The sequence below is a fragment of the Paracoccus sp. (in: a-proteobacteria) genome, assembly GCF_046462195.1.
In the GTDB taxonomy this organism is placed as follows: Bacteria; Pseudomonadota; Alphaproteobacteria; order Rhodobacterales; family Rhodobacteraceae; genus Paracoccus.
Genome location: NZ_JBKGUN010000212.1, coordinates 1 through 17057 on the forward strand (window position 1 = coordinate 1; position 17057 = coordinate 17057).

Consider the following 17057-nt stretch of genomic DNA (forward strand, 5'->3'; position numbering starts at 1 on the left):
CCCAGAACATCGTCTGGACCACCCCCCAGGGCGGAGACGGGCCAAACTACCCGAACATGTGATGGACCAAATGTTGCAGCCCAAAGGTTGCCTCGTTACGGTTCTGACAACGCAAACGTGATTTCTGGAACCTCTTCCGTGACAATGCCTGCCGCGACCAAGACCCGTACCCGCCCGCCTCCGACGCGACTGGCCCCGACGCGACTGGCCACGACGCGATTGGCAATGGCGCGGTTGGCGCTGATTGCCGCCTTCCTGGGCAGCGCATGGTGGCCCGCCGCGGCACAAGAGGCCGCACCGGATGCGCCAGTCGAAGCTCCGGCCCCCGAGCCGGCGCCTTTGACCAGCGGACTGGCCGGACCCTATCTGGCGGCACGCATGGCGACCGTGGAAAACGATTTCCGGGCCGCTGCGCGTTATTTTGTCCAGGCCTCGGCGCATGATCCGCAGGATGCCTATCTGCGCGACAGTGCGCTGGTTGCCCTCGCCTCGGCGGGCGAGGTCGAGCGTGCGGTGTCCATGGCCGAAGACATGCTTCAGGCGGACCAGGACTCCGAACTGGCCGGCCTGATGCGGCGTGCCCAGTTGATCCGTGCGGAGGATTGGGACGGCCTGCTGACCCTGATCGGGCGCGAGCGCAACAGCGACATTCCGTTGGACGAGGATCTGCTGGACGGCACGATCCGGGCATGGGCGCTGCTGGGTGCCGGGCGGGCGACCGAAGCGCTGGCGGCGTTCGAGGCAATGACCGCCAGCGATGGACTTGCCCCCATCGTCAATTATCACCTGGCACTGGCTCGTGCGATGGTTGGCGATTACGAGGCGGCGGATAGGCTGATGCTGCAATCCGAAGCCGGCGGTCATCTGCTGGGCCTCGTGGCGCGCGTGCAGATCCTGGCCCAGCTGGAACGGCGGGACGAGGCGCTCGGGCTTCTGGACCAGGTGCAGGGTATCGAGGGGGAGCCCCAGTTGCTGGCACTGCGAGAAAGGCTGCAACAGGACGAGCCCGTTCCTTTTGACGTCATCGGCGGACCTGCGGATGGTGTCGCCCATCTGCTGTTGTCCTTTGCCTCGGCCTTGGCCAGCAGCCCCGACCCCGAGCCCCTTTCGCTGATCCATGCAAGGCTGGCAGCCTGGATTTCCCCCGAAAATCCCGAAGCGCGGTTGATGATTGCCCAGCTGCTGCAGGATCGGCAGCAGTTCGATCTGGCCGAAGCCGAGTTCGAAGCCGTGCGCCGCATGGGCCAGATGCGTCCGGTGGCGGAACTGTCGCGGATCGATGCCCTGTCCCAGGCCGATCGCCGGGACGAGGCCGAAAAGGCCGCCCTGGCCCTGACGGCGGCCTATCCCCAACTGCCCCAGTCTTGGATCGCGCTTGGTGACGTGCTGCGGCAGCAGGAAAAGTTCCAGGCGGCCGTGCCCAGCTATGACAAGGCGCTGGCCCTGCTGGAAAATGCCAGCCCCGAGATGCGCTGGTTCCCGCTCTATGCGCGCGGCATCGCATTGGAACGCGCAGGACAGTTTGACCGGGCCGAAGCCGATCTTCTGGCGGCGCTGGAAATCCGGCCCGAACAGGCGAGCCTCCTGAATTATCTGGGCTATTCGTGGATCGACCGGAACAAGAATCTGGACCGCGCGCTCAAGATGATCCAGCAGGCAGTCACGCTGTCGCCGGATGACGGTTACATCCTCGACTCGCTGGCCTGGGCCTATTTCCGGCTTGGCCGCTATGCCGAAGCGGTTGCGCCGATGGAGCAATCGATCGCGACAATGGCCTCGGATCCGCTGGTCAATGACCATCTGGGCGACATCTACTGGATGGTGGGCCGCCAGCGCGAGGCACAGATCCAGTGGCGCCGTGCCCTGTCTCTGCGACCTGATGAAAGTGGGGAGGTCGATCCCGATCGCATCCGTGCCAAGCTGGAACGTGGCCTCGACGCCGTCATGGCCGACGAGGGGGATCCGGTGCAGACCCATGTCAGCCAGCAGCCCCAGACCGAGGCCGACGCCGCCGAATGACCGTTTCCGCCTCGACGCTGACCGAACAGGCCCCGGCCAAGCTGAACCTGGCGCTGCATGTCACGGGCCGTCGGGCCGATGGCTATCATCTGCTGGATTCGCTGGTCTGTTTCGCTTCGGTCGGCGATGTTGTTCATGTGACGCGGGGTCCCCTGTCGCTGCAGATCGAAGGTCCCTTCGCGGCCGGCCTTGCCAATGACGACAGCAACCTTTGCCTCAAGGCGGCGCGCCTTGTCGGGGGGCAAGGGGCGATCCGGCTGGTCAAGAACCTGCCCGTAGCCTCGGGCATCGGCGGTGGGTCGGCCGATGCGGCGGCCGTTCTGCGGGCCATGGCGCGATCCGGTCTGCCTTTGCCGGACGATCTTGCGCGGCTCGGAGCTGATGTGCCTGTCTGCGCGGCCTCGGTCCCGGCCCGCATGCAGGGCATCGGAGAAGTCGTGACCCCGCTGCCGCCCCTGCCGCCCTTGTCGCTGGTGCTGGTCAATCCGGGGGTCGAGGTCGCCACTCCGACAATTTTTGCCGGGCTGGACAGGCGCGACAACCCGCCGCTGCCCTCCACCCCGGTCTTTCGGGATGCGCAGGCTCTGATCGACTGGCTGATGCTGACGCGCAACGACCTGCAGCCTCCTGCCATCGCGGCCGCCCCCGTCATCGCCACCGTTCTGCAGTCACTGGAGTCCCAAGGCGCGCGGCTGGCCCGCATGTCGGGATCCGGGGCCACCTGCTTTGGCATCTTCGACCGCGCGTCCGACGCTGCGGATGCTGCTGCGGCTCTGTCGCGCAGCGGTTGGTGGGCCGTTGCAACCGAACTGGCGCCTGCGCCCGCAGCCCGATAGACTGGGCGCAATTTCCAGCGGAGGATCCCATGCTGCGCCTTGGCGTCAACATCGACCACGTCGCCACCATCCGGAACGCCCGGGGCAGCCCTTGGCCCGATCCCCTGCGTGCCGCACGCTTGGCCGAGGAAGCGGGCGCCGATGGCATCACGGCCCATCTGCGTGAAGACCGCCGCCATATCAGCGACCGCGACATCGATGCGCTGATGGAAAGGCTGACGCTGCCGCTGAACCTGGAGATGGCAGCGACGCCCGAAATGCAGGCCATCGCCCTCAGGCATCGCCCCCACGCCGTTTGCATCGTGCCTGAAAAGCGTGAAGAGCGAACAACTGAAGGCGGTCTGGACGTGGTGGGCAACGACAACATGCTGGCCGATTTCATCGCCCCCTTGCGCGACGCCGGCTGCCGCGTTTCGCTGTTCATCGGGCACGAGCCTGCGCAGATCCGGGCCGCCGCGCGCATTGGCGCCGCCGTTGTCGAGCTGCATACCGGCGCCTACTGCGATCTGGACACCGAAGGCCGTCCTGACGAACGCGACAGTGAACTGGCCGCCCTGCGCGAGGGGGCAGCCTTGGCACACAGTCTGGGGCTGGAGGTTCATGCGGGTCACGGGCTGACCTTTGGCACGGTTGGTCCGATCGCCGCGATCCCGCAGGTCGCGGAACTGAACATCGGTCATTTTCTGATCGCGGAATCCGTTTTCATCGGCCTGGCGGAGGCCATTCGTGAAATGCGTCGCTGCATGGATGCGGCCCGCGGCTGAGCCGATGCAGGATACGCCTATCAACCTTTGCACGCAGGCCGCACCATGATCCTCGGCATCGGCACCGATCTGGCGAATATCGACCGGATCCAGGGCACCCTGGACCGCTTTGGCGATCGGTTCCGCCACCGTGTCTTTACACCGACCGAGCTGGCCAAGGCTGCCCGCCGCGCGGACGAGGCCGGGACATTGGCCAAACGGTGGGCCGCCAAGGAGGCCTGCTCCAAGGCACTGGGAACAGGGTTGGCCATGGGCATCAGCTGGCGCGACATGGCGGTCACGAACCTGCCTTCGGGACAGCCGGTCATGGCCCTGACGGGTTGGGCGGCGGACCGGCTGTCGGCCATGACACCCAAGGGTCATCACGCGGTCGTGCATGTGACGCTGACCGATGACCACCCCTGGGCGCAGGCTTTCGTGGTCATCGAGGCGCGTCCCGGTCCCTCGGAACCTTGACTTTTCCCCGGCGGGGGGACCATGAACGCGCAACGCGGGCTGCCCCCGCGAAGCCAGGAAGGAAGACAGGCATCATGGCGGACAGTTCGGTCCAGAAGAAGGACGGCATCTGGGAGACGGTCAAGACGATCTTCTGGGCGCTGGTCATCGCGGGCATTTTCCGCACGCTGTTCTTTCAACCTTTCTGGATCCCTTCGGGCAGCATGAAGGACACGCTGCTGATCGGCGACTTCCTGTTTGTGAACAAGATGGCCTATGGCTATTCCGCGCATTCCTGTCCGTTCTCGCTGTGCCCCATTTCAGGCCGCATCCTGGACCGCGAGCCCGAGCGCGGCGATGTGGCGGTGTTCCGTCATCCGACCCGCAACGTCGATTTCATCAAGCGCGTGATCGGCCTGCCGGGTGACACGGTGCAGATGCGCGGCGGGAGGCTGTGGCTGAACGGAGAAGAGGTTCCCGTCACCCCGGCCGGCGACTTTGTCGAAACAAAGGAACAGCAGGGGCCGCAGGGCCTGATCCCGCGCTGCGTCAACGATCCCGTCCCGGAAGGCGGCGAATGCACCAAGCAGCGCGCGACTGAGACCCTGCCGGGTGGGCGCAGCCATGACGTGCTGAACATCCTGGACGGCTGGGTGGCGGACGACACCCCCACCTTCACGGTCCCCGAAGGGCAGTATTTCTTCATGGGCGACAACCGTGACAATTCCGAGGATTCGCGCTTTCCGGCCGAGATCGGGGGCTTGGGCTTCGTGCCGGCCGAATACCTGGTCGGCCGTGCCGACCGGATCATGTTCTCGTCTGCCGGACGCTCGCTCCTGTATTTCTGGACATGGCGCGCCGACCGCTTCTTCAAGGCGGTGGAGTGACGCCTTCGGCCGACATCCGGGCTTTCATGGCCCGTCTCGGGCACGACTTTGCGCGGCCCGAACTGCTGGTGCGCGCGTTGACCCACGGCTCGATCGCCAGTGTGACGCGGCCTGACAATCAGCGGCTGGAATTTCTGGGCGACCGGGTGCTGGGACTTGTCATGGCCGAAGCGCTGTTCACGGCCGACACGGCCGCCAGCGAAGGGCAGCTGGCGCCCCGTTACAACGCACTGGTGCGTGGCGAAACCTGCGCCGCCATCGCCCGGGAACTGGGCTTGGGCGAGGTTCTGAAGCTGGGCCGGTCCGAGATGCTGTCGGGAGGGCGCCGGAAGGAGGCGTTGCTGGCCGACGCCATGGAGGCCGTGCTGGCCGCCGTTTATCTGGACGCCGGTTTCGATGCCGCGCGTCACGTCGTGCTGCGCCACTGGGGCAGCCGTCTGGCCTCGGTCGAACATGACAGCCGCGATGCCAAGACGGCGCTGCAGGAATGGGCCCAGGCCCAAGGCATGCCGCCACCCCGTTACGAACAGACCGAGCGCAGCGGCCCGGACCACGCGCCGGTCTTCCTGATCACCGTGCGGCTGGAAGACGGCCGCCACGCGCAGGCCCGCGGGGCGGGCACCAAGCGCAGCATCGAACAGGCCGCCGCGCAAACCCTGCTGGACCGGCTGGAAGGATGAACATGACCGACGATACCGAAACTCCGACCCGCGCGGGCTTTGTGGCCCTGATCGGCGAGCCGAATGCCGGAAAATCAACGCTGCTGAACCAGATGGTAGGCGCTAAGGTGTCCATCGTGACGCACAAGGTGCAAACCACGCGCGCGCGCATCCGCGGAATCGCGATGCACGAGGCCAGCCAGATCGTTTTTGTGGACACGCCAGGCATCTTTCGGCCACGCCGCCGCCTTGACCGGTCCATGGTCGCAGCGGCCTGGGGCGGCGCTTCCGACGCCGATCTGGTCCTGCTGCTGATCGAGGCCCATCGCGGGCTGACCGAAGGCACGCAGGCGATCCTGGATCAACTGATGGAACTGGGGCAGGGCAGGCCCGTGGCGCTGGTCATCAACAAGATCGACCGCGTCAAGGCCGAGGTGCTGCTGGCCCTGTCCCAGAAGATGAACGACGCCTATCCCTTTGCCCAGACCTTCATGATCTCGGCCGAAAAGGGCTATGGCTGCGACGACCTCAAGGGCTGGCTGGCCGAAAGCCTGCCGGAAGGGCCGTGGCTTTATCCCGAAGATCAGATCGCGGACCTGCCCATGCGCATGATCGCGGCCGAGATCACGCGGGAAAAGCTGACCCTGCGCCTGCATGAGGAAATCCCCTATCAGCTGACGGTGGAAACCGAGGCTTGGGAAGAAAAGCCCGACAACAGCGCCCGGGTCGAGCAGGTCGTGTATGTTGCCCGCCAAGGTCACAAGGGCATCGTGCTGGGCAAGGGCGGCGAGACGATCAAGGCCGTGGGCCAAGCCGCCCGCGGGGAACTGGAGGAATTCATGGGCCGCCGCGTGCACCTGTTCCTGCAGGTCCGCGTCCGCGAGAACTGGCTGAACGAGGCCGAGCGTTATGACGAGATGGGCCTGAACTTCAAGGACGGCGATGGCTAAAGCAAGGCTGGCGGCGTCCCTCTGGGTTGCGGCCTATCTGGCGCGGCTGGGGCTGGCCAACATCCCGGCCTATGTCACGGGTCGGGGTGACGACACGGCGGGTGCGGTTGCAGTGAAATGCGCGCGGCTGGACGGCACGGCGCAGCTCTGGATGCGGGAATGGGATTTTGACACCGACACCCGCCATTGGGTTGCCGTCGAGAGCGGACCCGAACATCAGGTCGATGCCGCCATCGCCCGCCAGCGCGCCCGCGATCCCGACCTGTGGGTGATCGAGATCGAGAGCCGCGACGGCACCACGCTGCTGGATCAGGACGGCCTCTTCTGAGTACTGGCGCGGCGGCGGGCTGCAGAATATGCACATCGCATGAGCGCACCCGTCCCCCAGTCTGATTCGCCCCGCGGATTGATCTATGCCATCGCGGCCTATGGGTTGTGGGGCTTCCTGCCGATCTACATGAAGGCCTTGGCCCATATCCCGCCGACCGAGGTCATCGCGCATCGCGTGCTGTGGTCGCTGCCCATCGCTGCGGCGGTGCTGCTGTGGCAGGGGCGGGCGGCCGAGGTGCGCGACGCGTTGCGACAGCCGCGCCTGCTGGGGATGGCCGCGCTGACGGCAATGCTGATCTCGGTCAACTGGCTGATCTATGTTTGGGCCATTGCCAACGACCTTGCCTTGGACGCAGCGCTTGGATACTACATCAACCCGCTGTTCAGCGTCTTTCTGGGCGCCACATTGCTGAAGGAGCGCTTGTCGCGGGGCCAGTTCGCGGCCATTGCCCTGGCCGCTTCGGCGGTCGTGATCCTGACGGTTCAGGCAGGCAGCCTGCCGCTGGTCGCGATCGGGCTGACTCTCAGCTGGGGGGTGTATGCGTATTGCAAGAAGAGCCTGCCGCTGGGTCCCAATCAGGGTTTCACGCTGGAGGTGCTGCTGCTGACGCCGCTGGCGGTGGTGTTCCTGATCTGGCAGGCCATGCAGGGACAGTCCCATTTCCTGGGCGGAGACATGACCGACAGGCTGCTGCTTCTGGGCTGCGGGCCGATCACGGCCATTCCGCTGCTGTTCTATGCGAATGGTGCCAAGCTGATCCGCCTGTCGACCATCGGCATCCTGCAATACATCGCGCCCACCATGATCTTCCTTTGCGCCGTTGTCCTGTTCGGAGAGCCGTTCAACGGTGCCCGGCTGATCGCCTTTCCGATGATCTGGGGTGCGCTGGTAATCTATTCCATCACGCTGGTGCGGCAGGCTGGTCAGCGTCGCCGCGACCGGCAGGAGTTGGCGGCGCGCCGGATGCAATGATCTGGCCCTGCGCCTGCCAATGACGCAAGCTGCAGCCAGAAGATGCGGAGGCGGCGATGGAATGGCAGGCAGAAGGCACGGTGATCGGCCGCCGCGCCCATGGCGAAACGGCGATCATCATCGAGGTGCTGACGCTGGAACATGGGCGTCATGCCGGGGTCGTGCCCGGCGGCGCATCGCAGCGGCGGGCGGCGATGCTGCAGCCGGGCGCGCGGCTGGCCCTGCGTTGGCGGGCGCGGCAGGCCGATCAACTGGGAACCTTTTCGGTCGAACCCTTGCGTCTGCGCTCGGGCCTGATGGCGGAGCCGACGGCCTTGGCCGCGCTGAATGCCATCTGCGCGCTGCTTTTGTTCGCGCTGCCGGAACGTGATCCCCACCCCCCGCTGGTTTCCCGAACCGAGGCGTTGCTGGACCTGATCGAAGGGGGCGGCGATTGGGCGGGCGCCTATCTGGAATGGGAAATGCTGCTGCTGGACGAAATGGGGTTTGGACTGGACCTGAGTGCCTGCGCCGTCACGGGCGCGCGCGAGGGGCTGGCTTATGTCAGCCCGCGGTCCGGCCGCGCCGTCAGCCGCGAAGGTGCCGGTGAATGGGCCGACAGGCTGCTGCCCCTGCCTGCACTCATGGGCGGTGCGGGCGACAACCGCGGCCGGGGTTTGGCCGAAGGGCTGTCGATCACCGGTCATTTTCTGGAAAACCGGCTGGCGACGGAACTGGTGGGTCGCAATCTGCCCGGCGCCCGGTCGCGCCTGGTGCGGCGTTTGCTGAAAGATTAGCAAAAGGGGCCGCTTTTCGCGGCCCCTGCACGGGAAGGCACCAAGAATTATGCGCCGTCCTGTCCTATTGGTTGCCGCGCGCGGCGGACAAGGCGTCGGTTGCCTGATCGGCCGGGCGCCCGCTTTCAAAGATCAGCCAAGTCGGGCCCTTGATGCGCAGGACGCCGCCGTAATACTCCATCTCGTTTGCCTGCTGCAGCGCCTGGAAAAAGCGCTGCTCAACGGCAAGGTCCTTGCACTCCATCACGCCCGAGGTTTGCAGCGGCTCGAAGGCGACGGCGGGAAGCTGGGCCGTGTTGCGGGCGGCATAACCGTTGCAGGGGCCGCGGCCTGACACGCCTTCAGGGCGCACGGTGATGGTGATGTTGCGCAGCGGGACCGTGCCGTTGCCGATGCCCACCAGCACATAATCGCTGGCCGGGATGCCACCCATGGGGTCGCCCGCAGGTTCCGAGTTGCAGGCGGCAAGGGTCAATGTTGCCGCAGCGGCAAGCGCAAAGGCGGGACGGATCGAGACGGGCATGGCGGGCTCCTTGGGAGGAAATTCGAAACTGTCGTGGAATAACCCTAAAAGTGCGTTCAATCCAGCCTGTCGCGCATTATCCCAACAGGCGGCGGGCAATGACCTGAGCCTGAATCTCTGCCGCTCCCTCGAAAATGTTCAGGATGCGGGCGTCGCACAGGACGCGGCTGATCTGATATTCCAGCGCAAACCCGTTGCCCCCGTGGATTTGCAGCGCATTGTCGGCCGCCGACCAGGCCACGCGTGCGCCCAGCAGCTTGGCCATTCCCGCCTGCAGATCGCAGCGGTGACCGTGATCTTTTTCCCACGCACTGAAATAAGTCAGCTGCCGGGCGATCATGATTTCGACAGCCATCAGCGCCAGTTTGTCAGCCACACGGGGAAATTCGATCAGCGGTTTGCCGAACTGCTTGCGATCCAGCGCATATTGAAGCCCCAGTTCCAGTGCATTCTGGGCCACGCCGATGGCACGTGCCGCCGTCTGGATTCGCGCTGATTCGAATGTCTGCATCAATTGCTTGAACCCTTGCCCGGTCTGACCGCTCAGAAGGTTTGCGCCTGCCACTCGGAAGCCGTCAAAGCCGAGCTCGTACTCCTTCATGCCGCGGTACCCCAGGACCTCGATCTCGCCGCCCGACATGCCGGGGGCGGGAAAGGGTTCATCATCGGTGCCGGGCGTCTTTTCCGCGATGAACATCGACAGCCCGCGGTAATCGTCGGTATCGGGCTCGGTGCGGGCCAGCAGCGTCATGACATGGGTTCGGACCGCGTGGGTGATCCAGGTCTTGTTGCCGGTCACCAGCCAGTCCTCGCCGTCCCTCACAGCGCGGGTGCGCAGGCTGCCCAGGTCACTGCCGGTGTTGGGTTCGGTAAAGACGGCGGTCGGCAGGATCTCTCCGCTGGCCAGCTTGGGCAGCCATTCCGCCTTTTGTTCAGGGGTGCCGCCGCACAGGATCAGTTCGGCAGCGATCTCGCTGCGGGTGCCCAGCGAGCCCACCCCGATATAGCCGCGGGACAGTTCCTCGGAAACGACCACCATGGCAGCCTTGGACATGCCAAGCCCGCCAAACTCCTCGGGGATGGTCAGGCCAAAGACGCCTAGTTCGGCCAGTTCGTCGATGATCTCCATCGGGATCAGCTCGTCCTTCAGGTGCCAGCCATGCGCATGCGGGGCCACCTTGTCATCCGCCCACCGGCGGAACTGGTCGCGGATCATCTCCAGATCCTCGTCCAGACCCGAGGTGCCAAAGGTCGCGGCGCCACGGTTTTCCGCCATCAGCCGCGCCAGTTCGGCCCGCACCTGCGGCGTATTGCCGGCCATCAGCGCGCGTGCGCAGTCTGAAGGAGCCCATTCGACCCCCAGATCCGACAACCGGGCAAACTCGGTCTGGCTCATCGGGATACCGCCGGCGATCTGCGTCAGATATTCGGCCATGCCGATTTGCGTGATCAGGCCTTCAATCGGTCCCTCCACGCGCATGGACCACGCCTGCAACTGCTTCAGCGCCTCGACATAGGTCGCCAGCCAGGACAGGGCATGCGCCGCATGCTGGTGCATTTCCAGAGCCTCGGCCTCGACGCGCCCTTGCGGAGACACTTGGGTGCGAAGATTGGCTGTCGCCTGTTCCAGAAGTTCGTCCAGTTCGGAAAGAACAGTCTCGGCGCGGTGCTGCATGTCTTTCATCGGATCTACCCTTTTGCGGCGTTGCAGCATGAATAGCGCTCCTGTCGCCGCAGCGCAATAAATTTGCGTAAAAAAGCCTGCTGGGGATGTAAAATGTCGCAACTCTTTCTGCGAGGCAAGCGATGTTCCTGATGCGCAAGAAGCGGTCTTTTCCTTTCCTGACAGCGCGGTTAGCGTGCCTGCATGTTCGGACTGGAGCCTTGGCAATTCGTGGCGGCCTTCGGGATCACCGCCTTCGCGGGCTTCGTGAAGGGCGCGTTGGGTTTTGCGATGCCGATGATCATGATGTCGGCCTTCGGGTCGATCATGCCGGCTTCCGTGGCGCTTGCAGCCATGATCCTGCCGACCCTGATCACCAACCTGCAGCAGGGTTTTCGCGATGGCCGGTCCGAGGCCGTGGCCTCGGTCCTCAAGTTCCGCCTGCACATCGCCATGGTCGCGATCTTCATCTGCGTTTCGGCCGGGTTTGCGGCATTGATCCCCCAATGGGTGATGTATGCGCTGCTGGGTGTGCCGATCACCCTGTTCGCCGTCTGGCAGCTGTCGGGACGGCCGCTTGTCCTGAACCTGCACCACCGGACGCGGGCCGAAGGGATCTCGGGCGTGATCGGTGGTCTTTACGGGGGCATTTCAGGGATCTGGGGACCGCCGCTGATCGTCTACCTCCTGTCGATCGGGACCGAAAAGCGAGAGCAGGTGCGGGTCCAGGGCATGGTCTTCCTGATCGGGGCGGTTGTGCTGACGGTGGCACATCTGGCCTCGGGCCTGTTGAACGCGCAGACCTTGCCGTTGTCGGCCGTGCTGTGCGTGCCGGCCATTGGTGGAATGCTGGGAGGCTTTGCCTTGCACGACCGGCTGGATGTGGGGCAGTTTCGCCGCTGGACGCTGGTCCTGCTGATCCTGACTGGCCTGAACCTTGTCCGACGCGCCCTTGAACTGTGGAGCCTTTGATGCTGGATGCCGCCGACCTGACCGCCCGCCTGATCCGCTGCCCTTCGGTCACCCCCGAGGAAGGCGGCGCGCTGGTGCTGCTGGGCGATCTGCTGGAGGAAGCGGGTTTCGAGGTGCATCGGGTGGACCGCAACGGCACGCCGAACCTGTTCGCGCGATGGGGTGCCAAGGGCGCACGGGCCTTCGGCTTCAACGGGCACACTGACGTCGTGCCGCCCGGCGATCTGGGGTCCTGGACCCATCCGCCGTTTTCCGGCCATGTCGAGAACGGCATCATCTGGGGCCGGGGCGCCACCGACATGAAGTCGGGCGTCGCGGCCTTTGTGGCCGCCGCCATCGATTTCGTGCGGGAAACGCCTCCGGACGGTGCCGTCATCCTGACCATCACCGGCGATGAGGAGGGGCCATCCAAGGACGGAACAACCGCGATCCTCGACTGGATGGCCCGGAATGGCGAACGGATGGATGTCTGCGTGGTGGGCGAGCCGTCGAACCCCGACCACATGGGCGAGATGATGAAGATCGGGCGTCGCGGTTCGGCCACGTTCCGCATCAGCGCCAAGGGCGTGCAGGGGCATGCTGCCTATCCGCATCGGGCCAGGAACCCGCTGCATGCGCTGACACGCTATCTCGCGGAACTGACCGCCGAGCCGCTGGACCAGGGAACCGATCATTTCGATCCGTCAGGGCTTCAGATCACCTCGATCGATTGCGGCAACCCAGCCTCGAACGTGATCCCCGAGGCGGCGCGGGCCGGGGTCAACATCCGCTTCAACGACCTGCACAGCGGCGCGTCCCTGACCGAACGGCTGTCGGCCCATGCCGCGCGCATCACGGCCGAAACAGGCGTGACCCTGTTGGTCGAGACGGATATCTCGGGCGAAGCGTTCCTGACGGCGCCGGGCGCCTTCGTGGACATGGTCAGCGCCGTGGTGACGCAGGAAACGAACCGCCAGCCGGTGCTGTCGACCTCGGGGGGCACCTCGGACGCACGCTTCATCAAGGACCATTGCCCTGTTGTGGAATTCGGCCTCGTCGGCCACCACATGCATCAGGTGAACGAGCGTGTCCCGGCCCAGCAGGTCCGCCAGTTGAAGGTCATCTATCAACGCATCCTGGAAAGGTTCTTCGCATGATCATTCAGGAAACCACCGATCTGGCCGCCTGCCACGCCCTGCGCCGCGCCGTCTTCATCGAGGAGCAGGGCGTGTCCGAGGCCGAGGAGATGGACGATCTGGACAATCAGGCCATTCATCTGCTGGCCCGCGATGATGACCGGCCGCTGGCCACCGCGCGCATCCTGATCAAGGACCGCACCGGCAAGATCGGGCGCGTCTGCGTGCTGCCCCAAGCCCGCGGGACCGGGCTGGGCGCGCGGCTGATGCAGGCGGCGCTGGATGTGCTGCGCCGTCGTGACGATATTGATCAGGCGCGCCTTGGATCCCAAACCCATGCCATCGGGTTCTATGAAAAACTGGGCTTTGTCGCGGAAGGGCCTGTCTATGACGACGCCGGCATTCCGCATCGCGACATGGTCCTCAACCTGAAGTGACCCAGACATGACGCAGATCCCCAGCAAGGCCCAGATCCTCGAATGGGTGGCCGACAATCCGGACGCCAATTCCAAGCGCGACATCGCCAAGGCCTTTGGCATCAAGGGCGCCGCCCGGATCGAGCTGAAGCGATTGCTGAAAGAGCTTGAGGCCGAAGGCCAGCTGGAGCGCCGGCGCCGGCATTATCTGGATGCGGAAAAGCTGCCTCCGGTCACGGTGCTGGAACTGCTGCCGCCGGACGGGTCCGGGGATCTGTTCGCCCGCCCGCTGGAATGGCAGGGCGAGGGGCCGATGCCGCGCATCCTTTACGCGCCGCGCCAGTCCGACCCTGCCCTGGGGCGCGGAGACCGCTTCCTCGGCCGGCTGATCGAGGCCATGGGCGAGGATTATCAATATCAGGCCCGCCTGATCCGCCGCATCACGGCCAGTCCCAATCGCATCACCGGCATCTATCGCAAGGACAGCGAGGGCGGCCGCATCCTGCCCATCGACAAGGGTCAGGACAAGGAATGGCGGGTCCGCGCCGACGCCACTCTGGGGGCCGAGAACGGGGAACTGGTGCAGGCCGAGCAGATCGGGCCCAAGGCACGCATGGGCCTGCCCTATGCCCGCATCATCGAACGCCTGGGCGATCCCTCGGCACCGCGGGCGGTCAGCCTGATCGCCATCCACCAGCACGGCATTCCCGACCAATTCCCGCAAAAGGCCATCGACGAGGCCGAGGCCGCGCAACCCGCCCCCCTGAAGGGCCGCGAGGATCTGCGCCATCTGCCCCTTGTCACGATCGACCCTTCGGACGCGCGTGACCATGACGATGCGGTGGCGGGCTTCATCGAAGAGGACGGCGGCGCCACGATCTGGGTCGCCATTGCCGATGTCGCCCATTACGTCCGCCCCGGCAGCGCGCTGGATCGCGAGGCGTGGAACCGGGGCAACTCGACCTATTTCCCCGATCGCGTGGTGCCGATGCTGCCCGAAGCGCTGTCGGCCGACCTGTGTTCGCTGCACGAGGGTGTGGACCGGCCGGTGATTGCGGTCGAGATGCGGCTGGACGCGCAGGGCAACAAGGCCAGCCACCGTTTCTATCGCGGCATGATGAACAGCCGCGCCAGCCTGGCCTATGAACAGGCGCAGGCGGCGGCGGACGGAAATCCGGACGAACAGACCGTGCCGCTGCTGGACGAGGTGATCCGGCCGCTTTGGCATGCCTATGAGTTGCTGAAGGGCGCCCGGGCGCGCCGGCAGCCGCTGGACTTGGACCTGCCGGAACGGCGGATTGAACTGTCGCCCGAAGGCCGCGTCAAGGCCGTCGCCTTTCGCGAACGTGTGGACGCCCACCGGCTGATCGAGGAGTTCATGATCCTGGCCAACGTTGCTGCGGCCGAGGAACTGAGCCGCCGCCAGCGTCCGCTGCTGTTCCGCGTCCACGAGGAACCGAGCCTCGAGAAGATGGAGGCGCTGCGCGAAGTGGCGCAAGCGTCTGGCTTTACGTTGGCCAAAGGGCAGGTGCTGCACACGAGCCATCTCAACCGGCTTCTGGCACAGGCTCAGGGGACGGACTTTGACGAGTTGATCAACATCTCGACCCTGCGCTCGATGACACAGGCTTATTACCATCCCGACAATTTCGGCCATTTCGGCCTGTCACTGAAGAGCTATGCCCATTTCACGTCGCCCATCCGGCGTTATGCCGATCTGGTCGTGCATCGTGCGCTGATCAGCGGCCATGGCTGGGGCAAGGACGGCCTGACCGAAGACCAGATCGAGCGTCTGGACGAGACTGCCAAGCATATCAGCGAAACCGAGCGTCGCTCGATGGCGGCCGAGCGTGACACCACAGACCGCTATCTGGCGGCCTTCTTGTCCGAACGGGTGGGGACCGAGATGACCGGCCGCATCAGCGGAATCCAGAAGTTCGGCGCCTTCGTCAAGCTGGACGAGACGGGGGCCGACGGCCTTTTGCCCATCCGCGCCATCGGGCAGGAATATTTCCACTATGATCCTGACGCCCAGATGCTGATCGGCAGCGATACCGGGCTGGAGATCGGGATCGGCCAACGTGTGACCGTCCGCCTGGCCGAGGCGTTGCCCCTGACAGGAGGGCTGACGCTGGACCTGCTGGAGCTGGAAGGCAGTGCCATGCCGCGCGGCAATCCCAAGGGCAAGCGCGGCCGCAAGCCTCCCGGGCGCATGGCCGTGAAGTCGCGGCTGGCCGAGATCAAGCGCGCCACCAAGCGTCGCCGGAAGCGCTGATCCCGGGGGCAGGGCCGGTGGGACTGCCCCCACCTCCCTCAGGCCAGATACAGGACCCCGCCCACGACAGCGCCCACCACGACCAGGTGGATCACGCAGAACCCCATGATGTCGCGGGCCTGCAGCCCCGCGATGCCCAGCATCGGCAGCGCCCAGAAGGGCTGCAGCAGGTTCGTCCAGGCATCGCCCCAGGCCACGGCCATGGCGACCCGCGGCAGATCTGCCCCCAGAGCTTCGGCCGCGGGCAGCATCACGGGGGCCTGGACCGCCCACTGTCCGCCGCCTGAAGGGACAAAGACATTGACGATGCCGGCGGCAATGAAGCTCCAGAAGGGCAGGGTCGCCGCTGTCGAGATTGACACGAACCATTCCGACAGGCTGGCGGCCAGGCCGCTTTCCACCATGATCGCCATGATGCCCGCATAGAACGGGAACTGGATCACGATGCCGGCACCGCCGCGCACACCGCCGTCCAGCGCGGCCAGCAGGCTGCGCGGCGTCCCGTGGCACAGGATGCCCAGAAACAGGAACAGGAAGTTGACGACGTTCAGGTTCAGCGCCCCGCCACCTGCAAAGTGAAGCGCCAGCCACACGAGGCCGGGAATGCCGATCAGCACCATCAGCAGGGGACTTGTTTCCAGCCATTCGGCGGGCGAGGGACGTGCCGCGCGGGGGGCGGGGGCGGGGTCGCGCAGCTGTTCGGGATCGACCAGAACCTGCTCATGCTCCAATGGCAGCATCAGGCGGTTCACCAGCGGCACGACGAGGAACAGCAGGGCCACGATCAGCAGGTTCCACCCTGCAAAGATCGTCTGGCTGGTCGGCACCACGCCGATCTGGGCCTCGGTGAAATGCCCCGGTGTCGCGATCGTCAGCGGGATCGAGCCCGACAACCCGCCATGCCAGATGACAAAGCCGGAATAGGCCGCGGCCACCAGCAGGCGGTAATCGACGCGCACCTGCCGTGCGATCTCCTTGGCAAAGATCGCCCCGACAACCAGGCCGAAGCCCCAGTTGATCCAGCTGGCGGCAAGCGACACGACGCTGACCAGAAGGATCGCCCCGCCCCGCGATTTCGCCAATCCCGCCAGCCGCGCCAGCACCCGCTTGACCGGAGGAGAGGACGCCAGGATGAAGCCCGTCACCAGGACCAGCAGCATCTGCATGGCAAAGGACAGCAATTCCCAGAACCCGTTGCCCCAGATGCGGACCAGTTCCGCAGGGCCCGTTCCTTGTGTCAGCATCGCCGCCAGCGCCGCGACCAGTGTCAGCACGATGACAAAGATGAACGCGTCGGGCAGCCACCGCTCCATCAGCCTGGTGGCTGGACGTGACAGGATTCTCAGCATCTTTTCCCCTTCCCTCTGATTGCGGGCAAAGCTGCGTCAGCGGCGGGGAAATGACAAGCGGCGGTCAGCTTTCGCGGAAGGCACGGTTGAAGTAATCGGCCAGCGGCTTGACCAG

At 65.4% G+C, this 17057-nt stretch carries 17 protein-coding genes; 14 read left to right on the forward strand and 3 right to left on the reverse strand.

Annotation, left to right across the window (positions count from 1 at the left end; genetic code table 11):
* The first annotated feature begins 144 nt into the window (after nt 1-144).
* From ACLHHB_RS13050 to recO, 10 genes are all read left to right on the forward strand, one after another.
* The gene (locus ACLHHB_RS13050; RefSeq protein ID WP_410218730.1) at nt 145-2019 is read left to right on the forward strand and encodes a tetratricopeptide repeat protein; all 1875 of its coding nucleotides are present in this window, start codon (nt 145-147) and stop codon (nt 2017-2019) included.
* Nucleotides 2016-2855, forward strand: coding sequence for a 4-(cytidine 5'-diphospho)-2-C-methyl-D-erythritol kinase (locus ACLHHB_RS13055; RefSeq protein WP_410218714.1), 840 nt, complete (start codon nt 2016-2018; stop codon nt 2853-2855). The genes ACLHHB_RS13050 and ACLHHB_RS13055 overlap by 4 nt, the downstream gene beginning before the upstream one ends.
* A gap of 29 nt (nt 2856-2884) precedes the next feature.
* Complete coding sequence (locus ACLHHB_RS13060) at nt 2885-3619, forward strand: pyridoxine 5'-phosphate synthase (protein ID WP_410218715.1); 735 nt, start codon at nt 2885-2887, stop codon at nt 3617-3619.
* A 45-nt stretch (nt 3620-3664) separates the two neighbouring features.
* Nucleotides 3665-4075, forward strand: a complete 411-nt coding sequence (acpS, locus tag ACLHHB_RS13065; protein ID WP_410218716.1) for a holo-ACP synthase — start codon at nt 3665-3667, stop codon at nt 4073-4075.
* 74 nt (nt 4076-4149) lie between these two features.
* The gene (gene lepB / locus ACLHHB_RS13070) at nt 4150-4941 is read left to right on the forward strand and encodes a signal peptidase I (RefSeq protein WP_410218717.1); all 792 of its coding nucleotides are present in this window, start codon (nt 4150-4152) and stop codon (nt 4939-4941) included.
* Nucleotides 4938-5621: a ribonuclease III gene (gene rnc, locus ACLHHB_RS13075; RefSeq protein WP_410218718.1), complete on the forward strand. Its 684-nt coding sequence runs from the start codon at nt 4938-4940 to the stop codon at nt 5619-5621. The genes lepB and rnc overlap by 4 nt, the downstream gene beginning before the upstream one ends.
* Before the next feature lie 2 nt (nt 5622-5623).
* Nucleotides 5624-6550: a GTPase Era gene (gene era / locus ACLHHB_RS13080; protein WP_410218719.1), complete on the forward strand. Its 927-nt coding sequence runs from the start codon at nt 5624-5626 to the stop codon at nt 6548-6550.
* The gene (locus ACLHHB_RS13085) at nt 6543-6878 is read left to right on the forward strand and encodes a DUF1491 family protein (RefSeq protein ID WP_410218720.1); all 336 of its coding nucleotides are present in this window, start codon (nt 6543-6545) and stop codon (nt 6876-6878) included. The genes era and ACLHHB_RS13085 overlap by 8 nt, the downstream gene beginning before the upstream one ends.
* Nucleotides 6879-6917: 39 nt before the next feature.
* Nucleotides 6918-7853: an EamA family transporter RarD gene (gene rarD / locus ACLHHB_RS13090; protein WP_410218721.1), complete on the forward strand. Its 936-nt coding sequence runs from the start codon at nt 6918-6920 to the stop codon at nt 7851-7853.
* A 56-nt stretch (nt 7854-7909) separates the two neighbouring features.
* The gene (recO, locus tag ACLHHB_RS13095; protein WP_410218722.1) at nt 7910-8629 is read left to right on the forward strand and encodes a DNA repair protein RecO; all 720 of its coding nucleotides are present in this window, start codon (nt 7910-7912) and stop codon (nt 8627-8629) included.
* Nucleotides 8630-8693: 64 nt separating this feature from the next.
* Here recO and ACLHHB_RS13100 read toward each other — a convergent pair whose 3' ends face one another.
* Nucleotides 8694-9152 carry an META domain-containing protein gene (locus ACLHHB_RS13100; RefSeq protein WP_410218723.1) on the reverse strand — a complete coding sequence of 153 codons (459 nt, stop codon included), beginning with the start codon at nt 9150-9152 and terminating at the stop codon, nt 8694-8696.
* Nucleotides 9153-9228: 76 nt separating this feature from the next.
* Nucleotides 9229-10836 (reverse strand): acyl-CoA dehydrogenase family protein, encoded by a 1608-nt coding sequence (locus tag ACLHHB_RS13105; protein ID WP_410218724.1) that lies wholly within the window; start codon nt 10834-10836, stop codon nt 9229-9231.
* A 183-nt stretch (nt 10837-11019) separates the two neighbouring features.
* Between ACLHHB_RS13105 and ACLHHB_RS13110 the strand changes: the two genes are divergently transcribed.
* Genes ACLHHB_RS13110 through rnr form a run of 4 tightly spaced genes read left to right on the forward strand, consistent with a single transcriptional unit; the run spans nt 11020 to nt 15593 of the window.
* Entirely contained in the window at nt 11020-11787 is a 768-nt protein-coding gene (locus ACLHHB_RS13110; RefSeq protein ID WP_410218725.1) for a sulfite exporter TauE/SafE family protein, read from the forward strand.
* Nucleotides 11784-12923 carry a succinyl-diaminopimelate desuccinylase gene (gene dapE / locus ACLHHB_RS13115; RefSeq protein ID WP_410218726.1) on the forward strand — a complete coding sequence of 380 codons (1140 nt, stop codon included), beginning with the start codon at nt 11784-11786 and terminating at the stop codon, nt 12921-12923. Before ACLHHB_RS13110 ends, dapE begins: the two co-directional genes overlap by 4 nt.
* Entirely contained in the window at nt 12920-13339 is a 420-nt protein-coding gene (locus tag ACLHHB_RS13120; protein ID WP_410218727.1) for a GNAT family N-acetyltransferase, read from the forward strand. Before dapE ends, ACLHHB_RS13120 begins: the two co-directional genes overlap by 4 nt.
* A 7-nt stretch (nt 13340-13346) precedes the next feature.
* Nucleotides 13347-15593 (forward strand): ribonuclease R, encoded by a 2247-nt coding sequence (rnr, locus tag ACLHHB_RS13125; RefSeq protein ID WP_410218728.1) that lies wholly within the window; start codon nt 13347-13349, stop codon nt 15591-15593.
* A 38-nt stretch (nt 15594-15631) separates the two neighbouring features.
* Here the strand turns inward: rnr and ACLHHB_RS13130 are convergent, their stop codons facing one another.
* Entirely contained in the window at nt 15632-16942 is a 1311-nt protein-coding gene (locus tag ACLHHB_RS13130) for a short-chain fatty acid transporter (RefSeq protein ID WP_410218729.1), read from the reverse strand.
* Nucleotides 16943-17057: the final 115 nt, after the last annotated feature.

Bases quoted from the DNA above. Each gene is read 5' to 3' on its own strand.
- ACLHHB_RS13050 (WP_410218730.1), top strand. From the start codon at position 145: ATGCCTGCCGCGACCAAGACCCGTACCCGCCCGCCTCCGACGCGACTG.
- ACLHHB_RS13055 (WP_410218714.1), top strand. From the start codon at position 2,016: ATGACCGTTTCCGCCTCGACGCTGACCGAACAGGCCCCGGCCAAGCTG.
- ACLHHB_RS13060 (WP_410218715.1), top strand. From the start codon at position 2,885: ATGCTGCGCCTTGGCGTCAACATCGACCACGTCGCCACCATCCGGAAC.
- acpS (WP_410218716.1), top strand. From the start codon at position 3,665: ATGATCCTCGGCATCGGCACCGATCTGGCGAATATCGACCGGATCCAG.
- lepB (WP_410218717.1), top strand. From the start codon at position 4,150: ATGGCGGACAGTTCGGTCCAGAAGAAGGACGGCATCTGGGAGACGGTC.
- era (WP_410218719.1), top strand. From the start codon at position 5,624: ATGACCGACGATACCGAAACTCCGACCCGCGCGGGCTTTGTGGCCCTG.
- ACLHHB_RS13085 (WP_410218720.1), top strand. From the start codon at position 6,543: ATGGCTAAAGCAAGGCTGGCGGCGTCCCTCTGGGTTGCGGCCTATCTG.
- rarD (WP_410218721.1), top strand. From the start codon at position 6,918: ATGAGCGCACCCGTCCCCCAGTCTGATTCGCCCCGCGGATTGATCTAT.
- recO (WP_410218722.1), top strand. From the start codon at position 7,910: ATGGAATGGCAGGCAGAAGGCACGGTGATCGGCCGCCGCGCCCATGGC.
- ACLHHB_RS13100 (WP_410218723.1), bottom strand. From the start codon at position 9,152: ATGCCCGTCTCGATCCGTCCCGCCTTTGCGCTTGCCGCTGCGGCAACA.
- ACLHHB_RS13105 (WP_410218724.1), bottom strand. From the start codon at position 10,836: ATGAAAGACATGCAGCACCGCGCCGAGACTGTTCTTTCCGAACTGGAC.
- ACLHHB_RS13110 (WP_410218725.1), top strand. From the start codon at position 11,020: ATGTTCGGACTGGAGCCTTGGCAATTCGTGGCGGCCTTCGGGATCACC.
- ACLHHB_RS13120 (WP_410218727.1), top strand. From the start codon at position 12,920: ATGATCATTCAGGAAACCACCGATCTGGCCGCCTGCCACGCCCTGCGC.
- rnr (WP_410218728.1), top strand. From the start codon at position 13,347: ATGACGCAGATCCCCAGCAAGGCCCAGATCCTCGAATGGGTGGCCGAC.
- ACLHHB_RS13130 (WP_410218729.1), bottom strand. From the start codon at position 16,942: ATGCTGAGAATCCTGTCACGTCCAGCCACCAGGCTGATGGAGCGGTGG.